Raw genomic sequence first — 16,368 nt, forward strand, 5'->3', positions numbered from 1 at the left:
CAACTGTCACAGGTCAACTGTCACAGGTCAACTGTCACAGGTCAACTGTCAACTGTCAACTGGCTAGAAGCGAGATTTATCATGAATTTTAGTCAGAAGCTGACACCAATGACAACTGACAACTGTCAACTGTCACAGGTCAACTGTCACAGGTCAACTGTCACAGGTCAACTGGCTAGAAGCGAGATTTATCATGAATTTTAGTCGGAAGCTGACACCAATGACAACTGTCAACTGTCACAGGTCAAGTGTCAACTGTCAACTGTCACAGGTCAACTGTCAACTGTCAACTATCAACTGTCAACTGTCAACTGACAACTGACTATTCTTTGACTCGCACATCGATGACGCTGACGTTGAAAATGTATTTTTTGCCTTCAAGTTCTAGCGTAGTGCCGATTTTGACTTTGGTATTCCCTAAAACCGGGCCGTTTTCAGTAAGTTGACCTTTTCCCTCTAGGGTAAACATCATATTTCTACTGAAGGATTCTTCTTCTCTGGGATCGGGGAGAGCTTTGAGAGTGCCGTTGGGCTGGGGAACTGCTAGGGTTCTGGTTAGGGTTTTGACAGATTTGATCGTAATCTGACCGGAGGGTTGATTGCGGATCACCACATTAATTTTATCCCCGGGCTTGAACAAATCTTGAACGTTCGTTCCTTTGAGTCCGATCGCAATTGCATCGAGCTCTACAGGTTTGACACTAGCGCCGACTTGGGCGACGGAACCGCCGGATGTGCCGGGAAAGAAGAAGATGCCGACTGCAACTAGCAGCACAATCATCGCGGCACCTACGTCTAGAATGCTGAGTTTGCCGAACAGTCGGCCTTGAGAATCCAAAATTTTCATAAATCGCCTATAAACGGACAGCGACAGGAATATCTGTACAAGCCAAAAGATATTACCACAACGATCGCCCAAAATCCGCAGGACTTGAAGAGTGGGGGAGAGTGGGGAGATGGGGAGAGTGGGGAGATAGGGAGAGTGGGGATGGGGAGATGGGGAGATGGGGGTGAAAAAGTTAAAATAGCAACTAAGCAGCCTGAAATTTCGTCTGCCTATTGAGTGAGTTTTCCCGTTTTTCCTAAAAGTTTATCTAACTTCTGGCACCTATCAGTCATGTTAAAAAGTTTTTGGTTGACTTGTCGGCATACTTGCGGCCGGGGGATTTATCTGTTTCTGTCGGTGATTGTGGCTGCGGGTATTTGGGTGATTTCCCCGGAACCGATGCAAGCGTTTTCTTTGCCGGAACTGATTTTTCGGGGCATTCAAGTTATTCAATTGTCGAATATGTCCGATCGCCAAGAAGTGACTGTTGGCCGACAAATCAATCAGCAGTTGGCGAACAGCGAGTTTAAGATCGATCGCGATCGCGCCACTACAGTATATATCAACCGCATCGGTCAGCGGCTGGCAGAGCAAAGCGATCGCCCGAATATTCCTTATACTTTTCAGGTGATTGACGACGACAATATTAATGCTTTTGCGACAATGGGCGGTTTTGTTTATGTGAATAAGGGTTTGATGGCGGCGGCGGACAATGAAGCCCAATTAGCAAGCGTAATCGCCCACGAAATCGCGCATATTAGTGCTCGCCACTCGATTAAACAAATGCGTCAAATGGCGATCGCATCTGGCGTAGCTTCGGCGGCTGGGCTCGATGGTTCTAAGGCGGTGCAGATTGGGGTGGAGTTGGCTTTGCGCCGCCCGCACAGCCGCCAAGCTGAGTATGAGGCGGATCAGTTGGGTTTGCAAACTATGGGGCGATCGGGCTACGCTCAATCTGGGATGGTTGATTTTATGAAAAAGTTGCTGAATCAGCCTTCTCCCCCGAGTATTTTGAGCACTCACCCGGCGACTAGCGATCGGATTGCTGCTATGCAGCAGGCGATCGATCCGGATCTCGCTAGCGGTGAAGGTTTGAATAATGCCGATTATAAGCTGGAAATGCGCCGGCTGTTGCGATCGTAGAAATTCTAAATCTGTCAAGGGCGATTTCTTCTCTTCTGTTCTATTTTCTAATACCATTTTTCTAAAATCGTGCAACACTCTTCGACCCCCCCTAGCCCCCCCGCTGTATTGCGGGGGGAACAAGAATACTGTTGCATTCTTTTTTAAAATTGGTATAACTTCGCGCATGAAAGCGTCTTCTTGCTTTCGTTAAGAAATAAATCTGGTTGATAGGGTGCGTTAGAAGTGGGTCAATTTCGATGAAGGGCGATCGAACTTAAGCTGACGCACCCTACAACTTCCCCTTAATTTAACCCTACTGCTGAACAACAGGACTCATCTGAGCTTTCGGAAGTGGAATCTGCGGCTTCAATTGTCTGACAACTTCGTCAAAGGGCAAAATTCGGACTTGATTGTTAAACACATTTACTTGATAAACTCTGCGGTAGCTGAGGTCAAATCCAGTCAGCCAGCCGCTTTTGGGATGATAAGCACCCGTGTCAATATCCAACCACCCTTGGCCCCTGACTAATTCGCCGGGCCTGACGCCCTCAAAGGTAAAGGTGATGGTGTGACCGGTGATAATTAATTTATTCGGAAAATACGGTTTTGGTATTGTGTGAAATTCTTTGCGAATCCAGCAGAGTTGTTCGATCGACTGTTTGTCAATTGGCATACTCGGATGCACGCCCGCGTGTACCAGCCAGATATCGCCCAAGTCCAGGTGCGTCGGGAGCGATCGCAGCCACTCTAAGTGTTTGTATGGCATCATCCCTGTATCTTTGTAGCTGGCTACTGTCGCATCGCCACCGCTGTACAGCCAAGATTGCCACGCCCGCATATCTACCGGCTGCCCCGACAAAGCATCTAACATCAGTTGTTCGTGGTTTCCCAGCAGGGTTTGGTACGGGCTTTGCTGCACAAAATCTAATACCTGAGCGCTTTTGGGGCCGCGATCGATTAAATCTCCCAAAAAATAGACGCGATCGTCCGATCCCGGGGCTAGTGCCTCTAGCAGCAGCATTAAGCCGTCGTAATGCCCGTGTACGTCCCCAATAACAATGCGCCGGTGATCCACTGTGTTTATCCGCTTCCCTGACTCAAAATCTTAATTACTAGCTTATAGCATCTGATTTTGCTGCTATTTCCTCCCTTCTTGGGCGGGGGAGGGGTGTCACCCATTATACTGCTTTATATAAAGATTTGGTAAAGCTCGCCAGTATCCGTTTGCGTAGGCTGTAGTACGCTGTAGGGTGGGTCAGCGATTGGTCGAGTTCGCGATCGCAAGTGTCACAACACTCAAAGGATTTTTGAGGTACGTTGTTGCGCCAAGAGCGCTCTTGGCGCAACAACGTACCTTTTTTAATCTGTCAGTTGCGTCCAGGAGTGGGGCGATCGCCGAGGTCGAAAATAACGCGCTGCTGACGCGCCCGAAAATACTGCTGTCACTGAGTCAAAGCCTTGAGGAAAGTCTGGAGCTCTGCCAAAAAACCTTTCTTTTTTAGCGGTTTTGCAGGTGCGGTGGAGTCGGGCTCTTCGATTCCCATAGCTTTGGCTAAAATCCGCTCTAAATTGTCTCCGACGGGTTTTTCGGCAGTTTCGGAAATTAATTCGTATTGGTCGTTTTTTTCCAGCCAGACTTGCCAGGGTTGCGGGTAGCAGCGGAATAAAGCCGCACTTTCTAGGGGTCTGATGTAGTAGCAGGATTCGATTTTGTTGAGGAATCGATCGCGCAGTTGGCGGCCTGCATAGCCTATACCTATGGTAGCAACATCTTCGAGGCGCGGGTTGAGCAGGATTACAGGGCGGCCCGCCGCAGCTATGTAGAGTTTTTCGACTTGCGCGACTTCTACGGCGGCTGGATTTATCAGCAAAAACAGTTCGTCTTCCGGTGCTATTTTATCTTCAACAGGGGTGCGGCTGCTGCCCAAATCAGTCACTTTAAACGGTGTTTCTCCCCAGTCGCGGCCCGCCAGGGCTGCAGCACCGGTATCGGGAAAAAAGACTTTCAGCCCCGAGAAACTTTCCTCAAATTCTGGGATAAATTGTTGGGTAATAGACTGTGCTTGCAGAGCGATTTCTGGAAATACTAATTCGACTTGCAGGAGATTTTTGCCATCCGAGAGGGCGGCGGCGGTTGCAATGCGGGATTGGGCGATCGCATCGTTGAGATCCTTGGGCAGTTCTGTCATTAATCTTATTGTTTTTACTCGACTTCTCTCAATCCAATTTTACCGCATCAAGCTCGCTCAACATTTAAATTAGATCTCAATAAATTGTCAAACCATGAGTGGGCAGTTGTGCCGACGCCGCCCGGAATATACAATTTAAATGTGCAACAACTTAAGCCACAAAAGCTAACACGGACACAGGCGAGCCGGAACCTCCCAAAAGGCGCAATATTCCGACCGCCAAAGTGAAGTCAGCCGCAGGTAACAAGTCGAGATTTGCCAGATTTTCCAGGACTATTCGCTGCTTTTGCAATACCAGTTTGTTAACAGCAAAACTTTCATCTTGTCCCGCATCGACTCCGTGAGTGTCGGTTCCAATTCCGGCAATCGATCGCTCTTCTAGCAAAAATTGAGTTGCTGCTTTCCCAAATCCGGGAAAGTGGCAAATTCCGCGCTCGTCAGGATTGAAAAAGGCTCCCTCGTCCTCCCATTTTTCTTGCCATCCAGTATACAATAAAACTAGATTTCCCGGTTCTATAAATTTGTGCTGCCGTTCCCAATTCAATATATCATCTATAGTTAAAGTGTAGTCGGGATTGGCAAGACTTTGCTCGCGAATGTCGAGCGCAATTGCGGGCGAAACTAGCGACTGCGGCGCATAACTATCAACACTCGCGCCTGCTGCATAAAAGCTGTTGGGTGCGTTGATGTGAGTGCCGGTGTGTTCTCCCATTGAGAATTTTCGCAGGAAATAGCCGTTTTTTTCTATTTGAGATACTGTTGCAAATTCTGTCGCCGGATCGCCCCGCCAGATGGGAATATTTGGGTGAATTGCATGGGTTAAGTCTATAATTTGCCTGTAGGCGATCGTTTTTAAATTGTTAGAGTTAAAGTTGTGTGTCATCGGGACAAAAACTCACGTTATTTCAATGGTAGGGTGCGGAGCGCGATTAGCCGATCGACTCTCATCGAAAATCATCCTAGCTGACGCACCCTACAATACTAAAATCTCAAAGCGATTGAATCACCCGAGAATACGATCGAGCGTTGCTTCCATCACATCCTTTGTTTGCCCGGAAACAGTATACACCAAAGCCTCTCGATAAACTCTCCCGGCCGGGTGCAGCGTACCGTTAGCCGCACCGCTGGAAACTGCAACCGCAGCGTGCCCGCAGCGCACCGCTAAATCAATGGCTTCGGCTCGGAGCGCTAATTGTTCGGCTTTTGAGCTATCTTTAGATTGTAGGAAATTCTGTTTTAGCCGATCGAGCTTTTGCTCTAATTTTTGGCAAGCCGCCGCTATCAAAGGTGAATTTTTAGCTGTCGCCGCTGCTGCGATTGCATCCAATCCCCCTCGAATACAGCCGAAAGTAGCCGGAACAAAATTCAGTATATTTTTGCTGTCGTTTTCCGCAATCCACCCGACAGGTTTAACTGCAATTATTTCCGATTCCTGCAACAACCAATTATCGAGAGTTGCTGTCACAGTATTAGTCGAGTTCATGGCGATTAACTGCATGATTTCGCTGAAGGCTATTTTACCGTGTTCGCGTTGAATATTGACAAAAGGCAGCAAACCGAAAACCGCGCGATTGTCGGGAAGTACAGCAGCGACAATAAACTTTTGAAACAAGCCAAAACCTGTTACCCAAGGAACATTCCCAGAGAGTAAATAGCCATTTTTAGCGGGAGTTGCGGTGACTGCCGGATTGCCCGATCGCCTCAAATGCGAAAACCCAATACCCAAGCGTAACTCTTTTTGGGCGATCGCCCGCAAGTATCTGCTTTTTAGCATTTCATTGTCGCTGTGAGCAAGCATAGAAGTTGCGCTGTGGTGCTGAGTTTGCAGGAAACACAAAGCGCCGGAATATCGAGCCGTCAATTCCTGATATTGGTAAAAAATCTGCGGTGGAATGTCGGCGCCGCGCCATTTTTGGGGAACTCGCAACGCTAAGAGCGATCGATTTTCCAATTCTGCAACTGCTATTTTCAGCGCTTCCGAGTCGCTATCGATAATTTCGGCGCGGGGTGCAACGCACTCTTTCAGGTAAGTTTCTGTGCTATTTAGAATATTTGTGAAATCCATTTTTTATGATGATTTTATAGAAGACTCGGCGGTTGAAACCGCGTCTACACAAACAAAACCCACCTCCGTGGGTTGAATCTTCAGACTCGGCGGTTGAAACCGCGTCTACACAAACAAAACCCACCTCCGTGGGTTGAAGACAATGCGGTTAAAATTATATTAGCTTCTTCAGTCTGCGGAGGCAGACTTCCTTTGTGTAGACGCGGTTTCAACCGCCGTCTTGTCTTTGGCAATGCGGGCCGAAAAACCAGCCCCAAAACCAACTTATTCCCACACTTTCCAAGGAGCCTTCCCTTCATCCCAAAGTTCGTTTAAATACTTGTATTCCCGATAAGTATCCATCGCAAAGAAGAAGCCGTCATGACGGTAAGCCATCAACTGTCCGTCTGCTGCCAAACGCTGCATCGGCTCCTGTTCTAAAACACAGTCATCTTCCCCCAAATACTCAAACACCCGGCGGTTAAATATCATATATCCAATACTGATCCAGCCGTCTATTTGAGGTTTCTCAGAAAAATCTACTACGCGGCTATCGCTGTCTACATCCAAAATTCCAAAGCGAGAAATCGGGCGAAATGTAGTGACAGTTGCCAGCTTGCCGTGAGACTTGTGAAAATCCATCAATGCCTCAATATCGACATCAGCAACTCCATCGCCGTATGTCACCATGAAATTATCGCGATCGATATATTTTTCGATCCGTTTTACCCGCCCTCCCGTCATGCTTTCCGCGCCAGTTTCAGCCAGCGTTACCTGAAAATCTTGTTCGCGATGTTCCTCCTGATAGGTAATGCTATTTTTTCGTCCCAGACAGATCGTAAAGTCATTGTTCATGGCTTCATAATTCAGGAAATATTCTTTAATCATGTTGCCGCGATAGCCCAAGCACACAATAAAGTTTTGGAAGCCGTAGTGGGCATAGATTTTCATGATGTGCCAAATAATCGGACGCCCGCCGACATCAACTAAAGGTTTGGGGCGAAATTCTGTTTCTTCTCTCAGACGAGTACCGAGACCGCCAGCCAGGATAACTACTTGCATTTTTTCACCTTTTGAAAACTTATCAATTAATCTATCATCAATGATATGTGATTTTTTCAAAGAATTATTAACAAATTCTCAGATTCAGTGAAGGTTTGTAAATCATAAAAAAAAAATCTTATAAATAAAAGTAGCGTGCGGGCTGTGCACCGTGCAATTAAATGTTGCAAGCAATTCCTAACTAACTCATGCTAAAGTAGGAAGCAGATAAAAACAGTAGACAACTATACTGAAGCTCCGAAATAGCAATGAAAATTAAACTCTATCGCCTAAAAAATTTTTTAGCTATCCTGTGCGCGATCGCCTCAATAACAGTCTTATTCCACTCCGCAATACCTGGTGTTTACGCTGCGGTTTTTGCAGCGGAAATCTCAACTATACCACAAAGCACCGTGGCTTTTGTGCCTAGCATACCGGGCGGCGGATTAGACTTTCACGAAGCAGCAGGAGGACACACTTTAGAAAGACACGTTGGCAAAACAGAAGCAGAACTAGCACAGCGACTCGCAGAGGATAAGAGAATTTCTGCCGCATCTTCCTTTAGTGACCGTTCCGTCGCCGAAGCGGCCATTGGGGAAGCAATGAGCAGAAATCAAAGTGCGATCGACTCCTGGGTAAAAAAAAGAGGCAATGCTTATACAATCAAATATAACGCCAACAGAATCATTGGCATTACTCTGCGCCGCCGCGCATCCAGAGCAACTTCAGCATCTCGCTTGAGAATTGTACTCAACCGCAACGCCAAATTACCTCCCGGATACTTTATTCTCACAGCTTATCCCGAATGATAAATCAATTTCCTCATTTAACCCAATTTTTCAGTGGCTACTTTCACCAAGACTGGCCGCTAGAAGCTGACACTCCCAGCGATGTAGTCAACAACTACCGCAGCAGCGAACCGCCCGAAAGTATTGAAGCTGCATCGCAAGAACTCAGCAAACTGCTAGAAATGCCGATCGCCCCAGCCGATTTAGAAACATTCCTCCTCGATGAATTAGGCTGTTACTACGACCCACAATCCGAGAATCAAACCGTCAGAGAATGGTTGGAATCCGTGCAAAAATCTTTGACAAATCCCAGGTAAACTCTGTAGGTTTTTAGGAAATTGAGAAATCTCGCTTTTCGCAGAGGCTTCTTCCCCCTAAATCCCCCGATCACGCAGGGGAGTAGGGGTCGACTTTGAGCGCTCTTGTCCCCCCCTTAAGAAGGGGAGTAGGGGTCGAGTAGGGGGCTCTTCCTGCGGGGGGATCTAGGGCTTAACCGTTAACAAGTAACCTTCATGAACATTGAAATAGGGGGACTTTGAGAAGACTCTTGTCCCCCCCTTGGTTCGGGGGGTTAGGGGGGATCTAGGGCTTGATAGTCAGCAAATAACCTTCATGTACATTGAAATTAGGAATCACATAAGTCAAGCTGTTGCTACCAACCGAAAAACTTTCTTCTTTAACAGTGACCAGCTTTTGCACAGCGCCTTCTAGATTGTTGGGAATCTTTTCTAATTTCAGACTAACTTTTTGACCGCTTTTAATACCTAGCTGCTGCAAATTGGCAAGATTCAAGGTAACGGTTGTTGCTGAAGAATAATTGCGATCGAAATAACCCAAAAGCACCTGTGCTTTACCTTCAGGATTTGACTTGCTGGCTAAAGCGACAAGGCGATCGTTATCCGATCGGCTCAGCACCCGCGAATTCACTCCGTCAGCATAAGCTTTGTATGTCCACCAAGCAGCCCTCGGCTCAAAAGTATTAGGCACGACCATGCCACTCAGCGTATTATTGAAGCAATTACTAACTTTTTTACCTACTGTTGTATCCCAACAAGCTCTGCAAGCACCGTCAGCTCTTGCATACTCCAAGTTAGACAAATAACCTAAAATTTCCCCCGGCTGATACTGCGCTAATTCTCCGACAATTTCGTTGACATAAACCTTTTGCATTTTCAGTTCCTTGTAAAAGGCACTTTGTTGAAAATTGCGCTTGGCATCGATTACGTGGTCGTCCACAAATAAAATTATCGTATCGTTTAGTTCGTGCCAAGCTAGGAAATTTACTTCCAGTTTGTTCGCTTTGCAGTAATCCAAAAAAGCAGTGAGATATTCTTTGTTGTAAGTGGTGATGCTCGGCCCGCCAATCATCGCTGACGGCCCCAATTCTTCCCGCAAGATTTTGTAAGCCCTTTTGTAAGTTTCAAAGAATTGTTCTCTGCTTCCCTTCCAAAACGGATTTGCTAAATCGGGTTCGTTCCAGATATCCCAAATAATTTTTTTGCCCTTATTTTGCTGGGCCAACTGTCGGATGAAGGCTTCCCACGCGGGGTAATTTTGATAGGGCCAGCCTTTGGGGTTGGTGCCGTAGCCCCAGAGGTCGCTAACTAATAGTTGAAATTCGGCTCCGCTGGCGATTACTCGATCGTAAATATCGAGTCTTCCCGCGCGCCACAGCTTCGGCTGCAACGGTTTGATCGAGCTATCTGGGGGCTTGCTGGGGTCGATTCCGTGCAAGATGCCGCTCATGGAGGTGATGCCGGTGGCTGGCTGTCCAAAATCGACTGTGACGTTCGATCGAATTTGGGCGATAGTTGGCTGCTGGCCAAAATACGCGATTAACAGGAGAGTTACCACAGCTAAGCAAATTGGCAGCAGCTTATTAATAGGTTTGAACTTGAAGGTGAATTGCATATTGCATTTGGTGGCAAATTGAAAAACAGAAATCAATCACAAACATTAGTAGGTTTGTAGTGAGCACTTCAGTCCTCTCTAAAATATTTTAGGCAATCAGGACTAAAGTCCGAACGATCAAACCTATTTTCTCTAGGGTTTGTAGTGAGGACTTCAGTCCTCTCTCGAATATTTTAGCTAATAAGGACTAAAGTCCTGGCTACAAACCGATTTTCAGGAATCGCTCCTCAAAAAGTCCTAACGAACAGACAAAGGAACTTCAAAACCCTGTACGAATTCCATCAATTCTTGCCAAGCTTCTGAATGAATTAGCGAGTAAGTATCGAGTTGAATCCCCTTTTCCGAAGATAAGGCAACAAAATTTACGATCCAACTCAAGATAGTTTCGCTGGTCAACAATGGCGTGCATTTCCAAGCTGACTGCAACTTCTCAACCATCCCAGACATATCCCCGCGAGTCCAAGCTTGCCAAGCCTGCCATACTAGATAATAGTAATGGAGCATAATGTCAACTTTTTCGATCTGCTTTTGGACTTTGGGGGCGATCGCAAATTTGTCTCGATGGCTGCTAGCAGATAGAACTTGTGCGATAACTTCTGCGTATTCCACAAGCATCCGTTCTTCCTTAAAAAGTTCTTGGGCTCGCTGTTTACAAGCTTGTCCTGCCAGCCTCCGCACTTCGGGATTTTGGGCCCATAGTTCTACCGTTTCAGCTAACTCTTGTGCTGTCTGTTGCGGGTCAATTGTCGGATCGGCGATTAACTTTCCAGTGTCTCCCAACTCTTCGGGAATGCCGCTGACTGCTGTGCCAATTACTGGCAATCCTTTAGCCATTGCTTCCATCACTGCTAGCGGCATTCCCTCTGCTTTGGATGATAAAATAAAGATGTCGCTGGCGTCCAACCAATCGGCAATATCCCACCGCTGGCCTAAGAATTTAACTTGTTCGGTGACTCCTAATTGGCTGACAGTTGCTCTCAATTCCGGCTCCATATTGTCGTGAGTGGTGGAACCGGGGCCGGCCCAAACGAAGTATAGCTGCGGCCAAATTGGGAGATTTTTCAGTTTGGCGATCGCCTGCAATTGATACTGATATCCTTTAATTGGAGTCAGTCTCGCCGCCGTGAAACAAACGACAGCTTCTTCGGGGATTCCTTGTTCTTGGCGCAAGCGTTGGCGGGTTGAAAGATTGGGCGGTTCAAAATAACTGTCCGGCCTGCCGTAATAAATTACTTTGCCCCATTCCCGAGGCATTTTAAACAAACTCTTGAACAAGTTTAAATTCTCGTGGGAAACAGCGATTACCGCTTTGGCTAAATTGTACTGGTAGGAGACTGCATCGAAATAGGGAATTCGATCGCCGCGGTTGAAATTTTTATAAGTGCGATCGATATAACCGAGAGTAATTACGTAAGGTATGTTCTGTTTGATAGCAACTTGTTTCGCAGCAAAATTTGCCATCGGCCAGCCATCGCTAAATATAATTAAATCCGGTTTAGCTTCCGCATAAATTCTTTCAGCATCCGTACAATTGTAGGCAATTCGCAAAAACTCCCTCATCGTATCGAACTCCAGCCAAATATGCTCGATACCTAGCTGCTGCTGTTCGGCAATTAAAGGATTAGAAGCTTTAGTTTGCACGCTAGTAACTCGGTAGCCGTCGGCTGCTAATTTGCAAAGCAGCGAGTGGTTGAACTGCGCCAAACCGCCGATTCCGTGGTCTTCTGCGTACAGGAGTACGTGTCCTGCAAGCTGGCGGCCAATTGAACTAGGCGTTGATTGCAATTGATAGGTATTGTTGACAGCCTCTACCACCATGTCTTGCCATTCTTTTAAATTGGTTAAGGCATAGGCATCAAAATAGTTGCTGTATTCTTGCGAAGAAACTCTAAAAGTTTCCAACCATTTAAAAACAGTTTCCGATCCACTATAAGGAGTATAGTACAGAGATTTTCTCAGACATTCGACCATCTCTTCCAAATATCCGTCGCGGTACATCCGCCACGCTGTCCACACTAAAGACTTGTAACGTTCTGCATTTTTTAATTGGCGTATGCGATCGGGCACGTCCGGTCTAGCGAAGAAGTGATCCATCACTTTTTCCATATTTTGCATCATTCTTGACCCGCAGGACATCAAATTTCCCTCGTGCTGGCGGTAGCAGGTTAATATCTCTTTCAACCAAGCACATTTGCAGCCTTTTAAACCCAAACGCAAAGCAAAATCTAAATCTTCTGTTAGCGGAAAGCGAGGGTCAAAACCGCCCAAACGTTCCCACCACTCGCGCCGCACCATCATGGCGCTGGGACGCACGCTTTTGTACATGAAAAAGGTTTCTAAATCTAAATTGGGGACGGCTTCCCAGTGCATGGTTGCGCAGATATCTTTTCCGGTTTCATCAACCATCAACCAGCCGTTTTGTACCATCCCTAAAGTGGGGTCAGCTTCAAAACAAGCAATTTGTTTGGCGAGTTTTTCGGGCAGGAAAAAGTCGTCGCCATCCAGAAAAGCTAAGAATTCGCCTTTGGCAAGTTCGCAAGCGCGATTCCGAGCCCTTGCTGCTCCTTGATTTTCCTGATAAACGTACTGAATTACATCGCGGTAAGGCTCTAAAACTTGCCTCGTATTGTCTGTAGAACCGTCGTCTACGACGATGATTTCCCAGTCTTGGTAAGTTTGACGTACAGCGCTCTCCACAGCTCTAGTAATGTAGCGTTCACAGTTGTATGCCGGGATAACTACGCTGACTCGCGGTGTTTTTGAGGTAGGTATGCTAGCCATTATTTTTTTCCATTCGGGTAAGTTTCTTAATGATTGAAAATCGATTGTAACTCCGTAAGTTTGAGCGATCGCACTCAGACGTTTCTGCCAATCTGTGACTGTTGGTCTTAGAGGATAAGGACTGTACTGGATAGATTTTTGGAAAAAGTCAACCGCCTCTACTGGATAGTTACTATAGTACAATTGCCACGCCATCCAAGTCAAGGCTGCGTAGAAAGCCGGATTTTCTAACTCGCGGATGTGCTGCGGTAAATCGGGTTTGGCGAAAAATTGCTGTTTTAAGGTAATAAAAAGATTGGCTTGTTTCAGAGCTTTTTTTATTGATACGTTTTTGTCGTGCTGGCGGTAGGATACTGTCACTTGATGCAGCCAAGCTGCTTCGCAACCCAACAAGGCTAAACGCAATACTAAATCTGAATCGTCTACTGAATCAAACTCTGAATTAAACCCGCCTGCCATTTCTAGCCACTGGCGCGAAAACATCATGGCGCTGGGAAGTACGGGCATTTCTACTATCCAAGTTTCTAAGTCTAATTTGGGGAAATACTCCCAAGGTTTTATATCGGAAATTTTCTCGCCTTGCTGGTTCACAATGCGCCAGCCGCTGTTGACAATTCCTAAGGAGGGTTGCTGGCGAAACAGGGCTATTTGTGCTGCTAATTTATCTGACCAAAAGAAGTCATCTTGATCTAAAAAAGCTATGAATTCGCCTTTTGCTTCCTGAATTCCTCGGTTGCGGGCGGCTGCTACTCCTCGATTTTCTTGATATACGTAGCGAATTCTGTCAAAATAAGGCTGCAATACCTGATGTGTCTCATCCGTCGAACCGTCGTCTACAACGATAATCTCCAAATCTGTAAAAGTTTGACACAGCGCGCTTTCTACTGCTTGCGCGATGTAGCGAGCTCCGTTGTATGCTGGTATAATTACACTGACTTGCGGTGTCTGAGTCGCTGCTGACATTGTTTACCTCGCTGTTAAGTAGAAGGAAGAAGGAAGAAGGAAGAGGGAAGTCGTCAAGCGTGAAGAAGACATACACAGCAAGCTCGATCGCGAGCCGTATTTTACGTTTTATTAGGTGGCTTTACTTAACTGGTTGCTATCTTAGTTTAATCGAAATTGGTTTTTCCTCGACTTGCGTGCAAATTAACTTAAAGTTCGATCGCACAAATCCCGTGCAGGTGTTCGGTATTTACAGCTAGGGAGATGTCTGTGCGTGATTTGGAAATTAGACAGGTTTTGCTCTACAATTACACAGGGAATTATTACTAAACAGGAACGTTAAAAGTGAATTCAGAAACAGCAGCGGTTGATTTGCAACAACAGGCAGAAATATATTTAGCTTTAGGGAAGTTGGATCGGGCGATCGCACTTTGCCACCAAATTCTCGCATCCCACCCGGATTCCGCCGAGACTTGCAAAACCCTAGGGAAGGCGCTGCAAGCTCAGGGTAAGCTAGAAGACGCGCGGTATTGGTATAAAGTTGCGATCGCCCACAAACCCGATTTTGCCGAAGCTTTTGCTAACCTCGGCACACTCTGCGCCCGTTTGCAACAGTGGCAAGAGGCGATCGGCTGTTACCAAAAAGCCATCTCCCTGCAACCAGACTTTGCAGGATTTTACCGCAATTTGAGCCGCATATTTACCGAAGTCGGTCAAGCTGAGGAAGCAGCAGACTGTTGGTATCAAGCACTGATTGTCGAACCGAGAGAAATACCGGAAGAATATCTCGATTTGGGCAATACTTTGTTGGCGCAAAACAAGCCAGAAAAAGCGCTGGTTTGTTACCACCGCACGATTTATTTAAACTCTAGTTGTTGTGAAGCTTACTGGAAATTAGCCGAAGCTGCTAGCGAGCTGAAACAGTGGGACGAAGCTATTGTTAACTACCGCAAAGCTATTGGGCTTCAGCCGGACATTTCGGAATTTCATTACAAATTAGGCAATGTTTTGCAAGCCAAAGAACTCTGGCGGGAAGCGGAAACAGCCTATCGCGAAAGTATTGAATTGAATCCGAATTCTTTTTGGTGTTACTACAATTTAGGCGCAGTTTTGTTGGAGTTAGAGCAATGGCAAGAAGCCGTCGTTATCTACCGCACGGCTGTTGCAATTAATCCAGATTTTTCTTGGGCTTTCTACAGCATCGGCGAAGCTTGGAGCAAATTAGAAAAATGGTCGGATGCCGCAGCCGCCTACCAGCGCGCTGTTGACTTAGATCCAAATAATTCGGGATTTTTTCACAAGTTGGGAGATGTACTTTTTAAAATAGAAAATTGGTCGGAAGCGGAGACTGCCTACCAGCGGGCGATCGCCCTTAATTCCGAATTCTTTTGGTCTCATTATAATTTAGCTTTAACTTTAGCTAAACTCCAGGATTGGTTGGCAGCAACCTTCGCCTACCAGCGGGCGATCGAACTCAATCCCGATTTTTCTTGGACTTACCACAATTTAGGAGAAGCGCTATTAAAAACCGAGCAGTGGAAAGCAGCAGCTACCGCTTATCATTGTGCTATAGAACTCAATCCAAATCTGGCTTGGTCTTATTACAATTTAGGCGATGCTTTGACCCAGTTGCACGAGTGGAACGAGGCTGTTTCCGCTTACCTTTGCGCGCTGCAAATCGAGCCACATCTCCCGAAGATTTACACCAAATTGGGCGATGCTCTCATCAAAAGAGTTCCGGCAGGTTTCGACGCCGCAACGAGCTACTATCACCACGAATTGCCGCCGCTGCACGCTCCTGAATTTTACTGCGAAATCGCCCAAAAGTTTGCCGAGAGCGATCGGCTTGACGAAGCGAGTGTTTTGTACTTGATGGCCTTAGAAATCCGGCCGGAAGATGCAGCAATATCCGGGAAATTGGCGGAAGTTTTGGAAAAAAAGCACTCGGCGGGCGATCGCACTATATTATTAGAGTTGGAGACTGACGATATTCGCGATCGCTACATTGCCCGAGTCGTCAAAAATCAGACTTTTGCAGAAGTCGGGGGATTGTGGGGAACTGTCAACGAAAAAGTATCTGTAGCAAGCAAATACGGTGCAGTTTCTCTGACAATGATTGATGTCACGCCCGCATCCGTACAAATTTGGCAAGATTTTCGCGATCGCATGGCAAGTTTAAATATTGCTAATTATAATTGTATCAGTCGAGATATAACTCAGATTCAGCTTGCAGAAATTGGTGAGCCTTACGGTGTAGTCCACTGTGCAGGAGTTTTGTACCATCACCCCCACCCTTTGCAGATTTTAATGAGCTTGCGTCAAATAACAGGGCAGTATTTAATCTTAACTTCAGCTATTACCCAAGAACTTATAGAAAACGAGCGGGGACGCTACGAAATTCCAGCTTCTGGGGTAATCTTCATTCCCGCTTTGGGCGAAGCAGAACGAGCTATCTTAACAGCTTACTGGCAGCAGTACACCTACGGCACACCAATTCTCGGAGTAATTGAGAAAGCAGTTTTTGATATCAACGACTTTGGCCCTTGGTGGTGGCTGCCTACAGCTTCTGCCTTAGAATCTATGTGTAAAGTAGCTGGATTTAAGGTTTTAGATAAAGGATTGACTTGGTACAATAATGCTCTGACTCTGCTGCTGGGGGTTTGAGGATTGGTAAACGAACAATCACAGCAGGCGGCGCGCCAACAATAAAAAAATCAGTTT

Annotated in this window: 14 protein-coding genes; 6 read left to right on the forward strand and 8 right to left on the reverse strand. The window is 46.4% G+C overall.

The features are described 5' to 3' along the window. The coding region (locus QUB63_RS22785) for a hypothetical protein (protein WP_332947600.1) at positions 1-204 on the forward strand (204 nt) is incomplete at its 5' end. Between the two features lie 118 nt (positions 205-322). Here QUB63_RS22785 and QUB63_RS22790 read toward each other — a convergent pair. Beyond that, positions 323-847, reverse strand: a complete 525-nt coding sequence (locus tag QUB63_RS22790; protein ID WP_332947601.1) for a DUF4330 domain-containing protein — start codon at positions 845-847, stop codon at positions 323-325. 270 nt (positions 848-1,117) lie between these two features. Here QUB63_RS22790 and QUB63_RS22795 point away from each other — a divergent pair, with 270 nt between their 5' ends. Further along, the gene (locus tag QUB63_RS22795; RefSeq protein ID WP_332947602.1) at positions 1,118-1,969 is read left to right on the forward strand and encodes a M48 family metallopeptidase; all 852 of its coding nucleotides are present in this window, start codon (positions 1,118-1,120) and stop codon (positions 1,967-1,969) included. Between the two features lie 295 nt (positions 1,970-2,264). Here QUB63_RS22795 and QUB63_RS22800 read toward each other — a convergent pair whose 3' ends face one another. From QUB63_RS22800 to rfbF, 5 genes are all read right to left on the reverse strand, one after another. Further along, entirely contained in the window at positions 2,265-3,026 is a 762-nt protein-coding gene (locus tag QUB63_RS22800; protein WP_332947603.1) for a metallophosphoesterase family protein, read from the reverse strand. Positions 3,027-3,393: 367 nt separating this feature from the next. Next, positions 3,394-4,140 carry a DUF1995 family protein gene (locus QUB63_RS22805; RefSeq protein ID WP_332947604.1) on the reverse strand — a complete coding sequence of 249 codons (747 nt, stop codon included), beginning with the start codon at positions 4,138-4,140 and terminating at the stop codon, positions 3,394-3,396. A 151-nt stretch (positions 4,141-4,291) separates the two neighbouring features. Beyond that, positions 4,292-5,023 (reverse strand): cyclase family protein, encoded by a 732-nt coding sequence (locus tag QUB63_RS22810; RefSeq protein WP_332947605.1) that lies wholly within the window; start codon positions 5,021-5,023, stop codon positions 4,292-4,294. 120 nt (positions 5,024-5,143) lie between these two features. Beyond that, positions 5,144-6,205, reverse strand: a complete 1,062-nt coding sequence (locus QUB63_RS22815; protein ID WP_332947606.1) for an acyl-CoA dehydrogenase family protein — start codon at positions 6,203-6,205, stop codon at positions 5,144-5,146. A gap of 264 nt (positions 6,206-6,469) precedes the next feature. Beyond that, a complete protein-coding gene (gene rfbF / locus QUB63_RS22820) occupies positions 6,470-7,246 on the reverse strand; it encodes a glucose-1-phosphate cytidylyltransferase (protein WP_332947607.1) in 777 nt (258 codons plus the stop codon). A 248-nt stretch (positions 7,247-7,494) separates the two neighbouring features. On the opposite strand from rfbF, the gene QUB63_RS22825 reads away from it, so the two are divergent. Together QUB63_RS22825 and QUB63_RS22830 are read left to right on the forward strand one after the other, a co-directional pair. Next, positions 7,495-8,034, forward strand: coding sequence for an RNase A-like domain-containing protein (locus QUB63_RS22825; protein ID WP_332947608.1), 540 nt, complete (start codon positions 7,495-7,497; stop codon positions 8,032-8,034). Continuing rightward, on the forward strand, positions 8,031-8,330 hold the full coding sequence (locus QUB63_RS22830; RefSeq protein WP_332947609.1) for a contact-dependent growth inhibition system immunity protein: 300 nt from the start codon (positions 8,031-8,033) through the stop codon (positions 8,328-8,330). Before QUB63_RS22825 ends, QUB63_RS22830 begins: the two co-directional genes overlap by 4 nt. A gap of 265 nt (positions 8,331-8,595) precedes the next feature. On the opposite strand, the gene QUB63_RS22835 is transcribed toward QUB63_RS22830, so the two are convergent. Beyond that, positions 8,596-9,924: a GH39 family glycosyl hydrolase gene (locus QUB63_RS22835; RefSeq protein ID WP_332947610.1), complete on the reverse strand. Its 1,329-nt coding sequence runs from the start codon at positions 9,922-9,924 to the stop codon at positions 8,596-8,598. 237 nt (positions 9,925-10,161) lie between these two features. Then, positions 10,162-13,668, reverse strand: a complete 3,507-nt coding sequence (locus QUB63_RS22840) for a glycosyltransferase (protein WP_332947611.1) — start codon at positions 13,666-13,668, stop codon at positions 10,162-10,164. A gap of 59 nt (positions 13,669-13,727) precedes the next feature. Here QUB63_RS22840 and QUB63_RS22845 point away from each other — a divergent pair, with 59 nt between their 5' ends. Both QUB63_RS22845 and QUB63_RS22850 read left to right on the forward strand, forming a co-directional pair. Continuing rightward, complete coding sequence (locus QUB63_RS22845; RefSeq protein ID WP_332947612.1) at positions 13,728-13,907, forward strand: hypothetical protein; 180 nt, start codon at positions 13,728-13,730, stop codon at positions 13,905-13,907. A gap of 85 nt (positions 13,908-13,992) precedes the next feature. Further along, positions 13,993-16,311, forward strand: coding sequence for a tetratricopeptide repeat protein (locus QUB63_RS22850; protein ID WP_332947613.1), 2,319 nt, complete (start codon positions 13,993-13,995; stop codon positions 16,309-16,311). Positions 16,312-16,368: the final 57 nt, after the last annotated feature.

This window comes from Microcoleus sp. ARI1-B5 (assembly GCF_036705795.1).
Taxonomy (GTDB): domain Bacteria; phylum Cyanobacteriota; class Cyanobacteriia; order Cyanobacteriales; family Microcoleaceae; genus Microcoleus.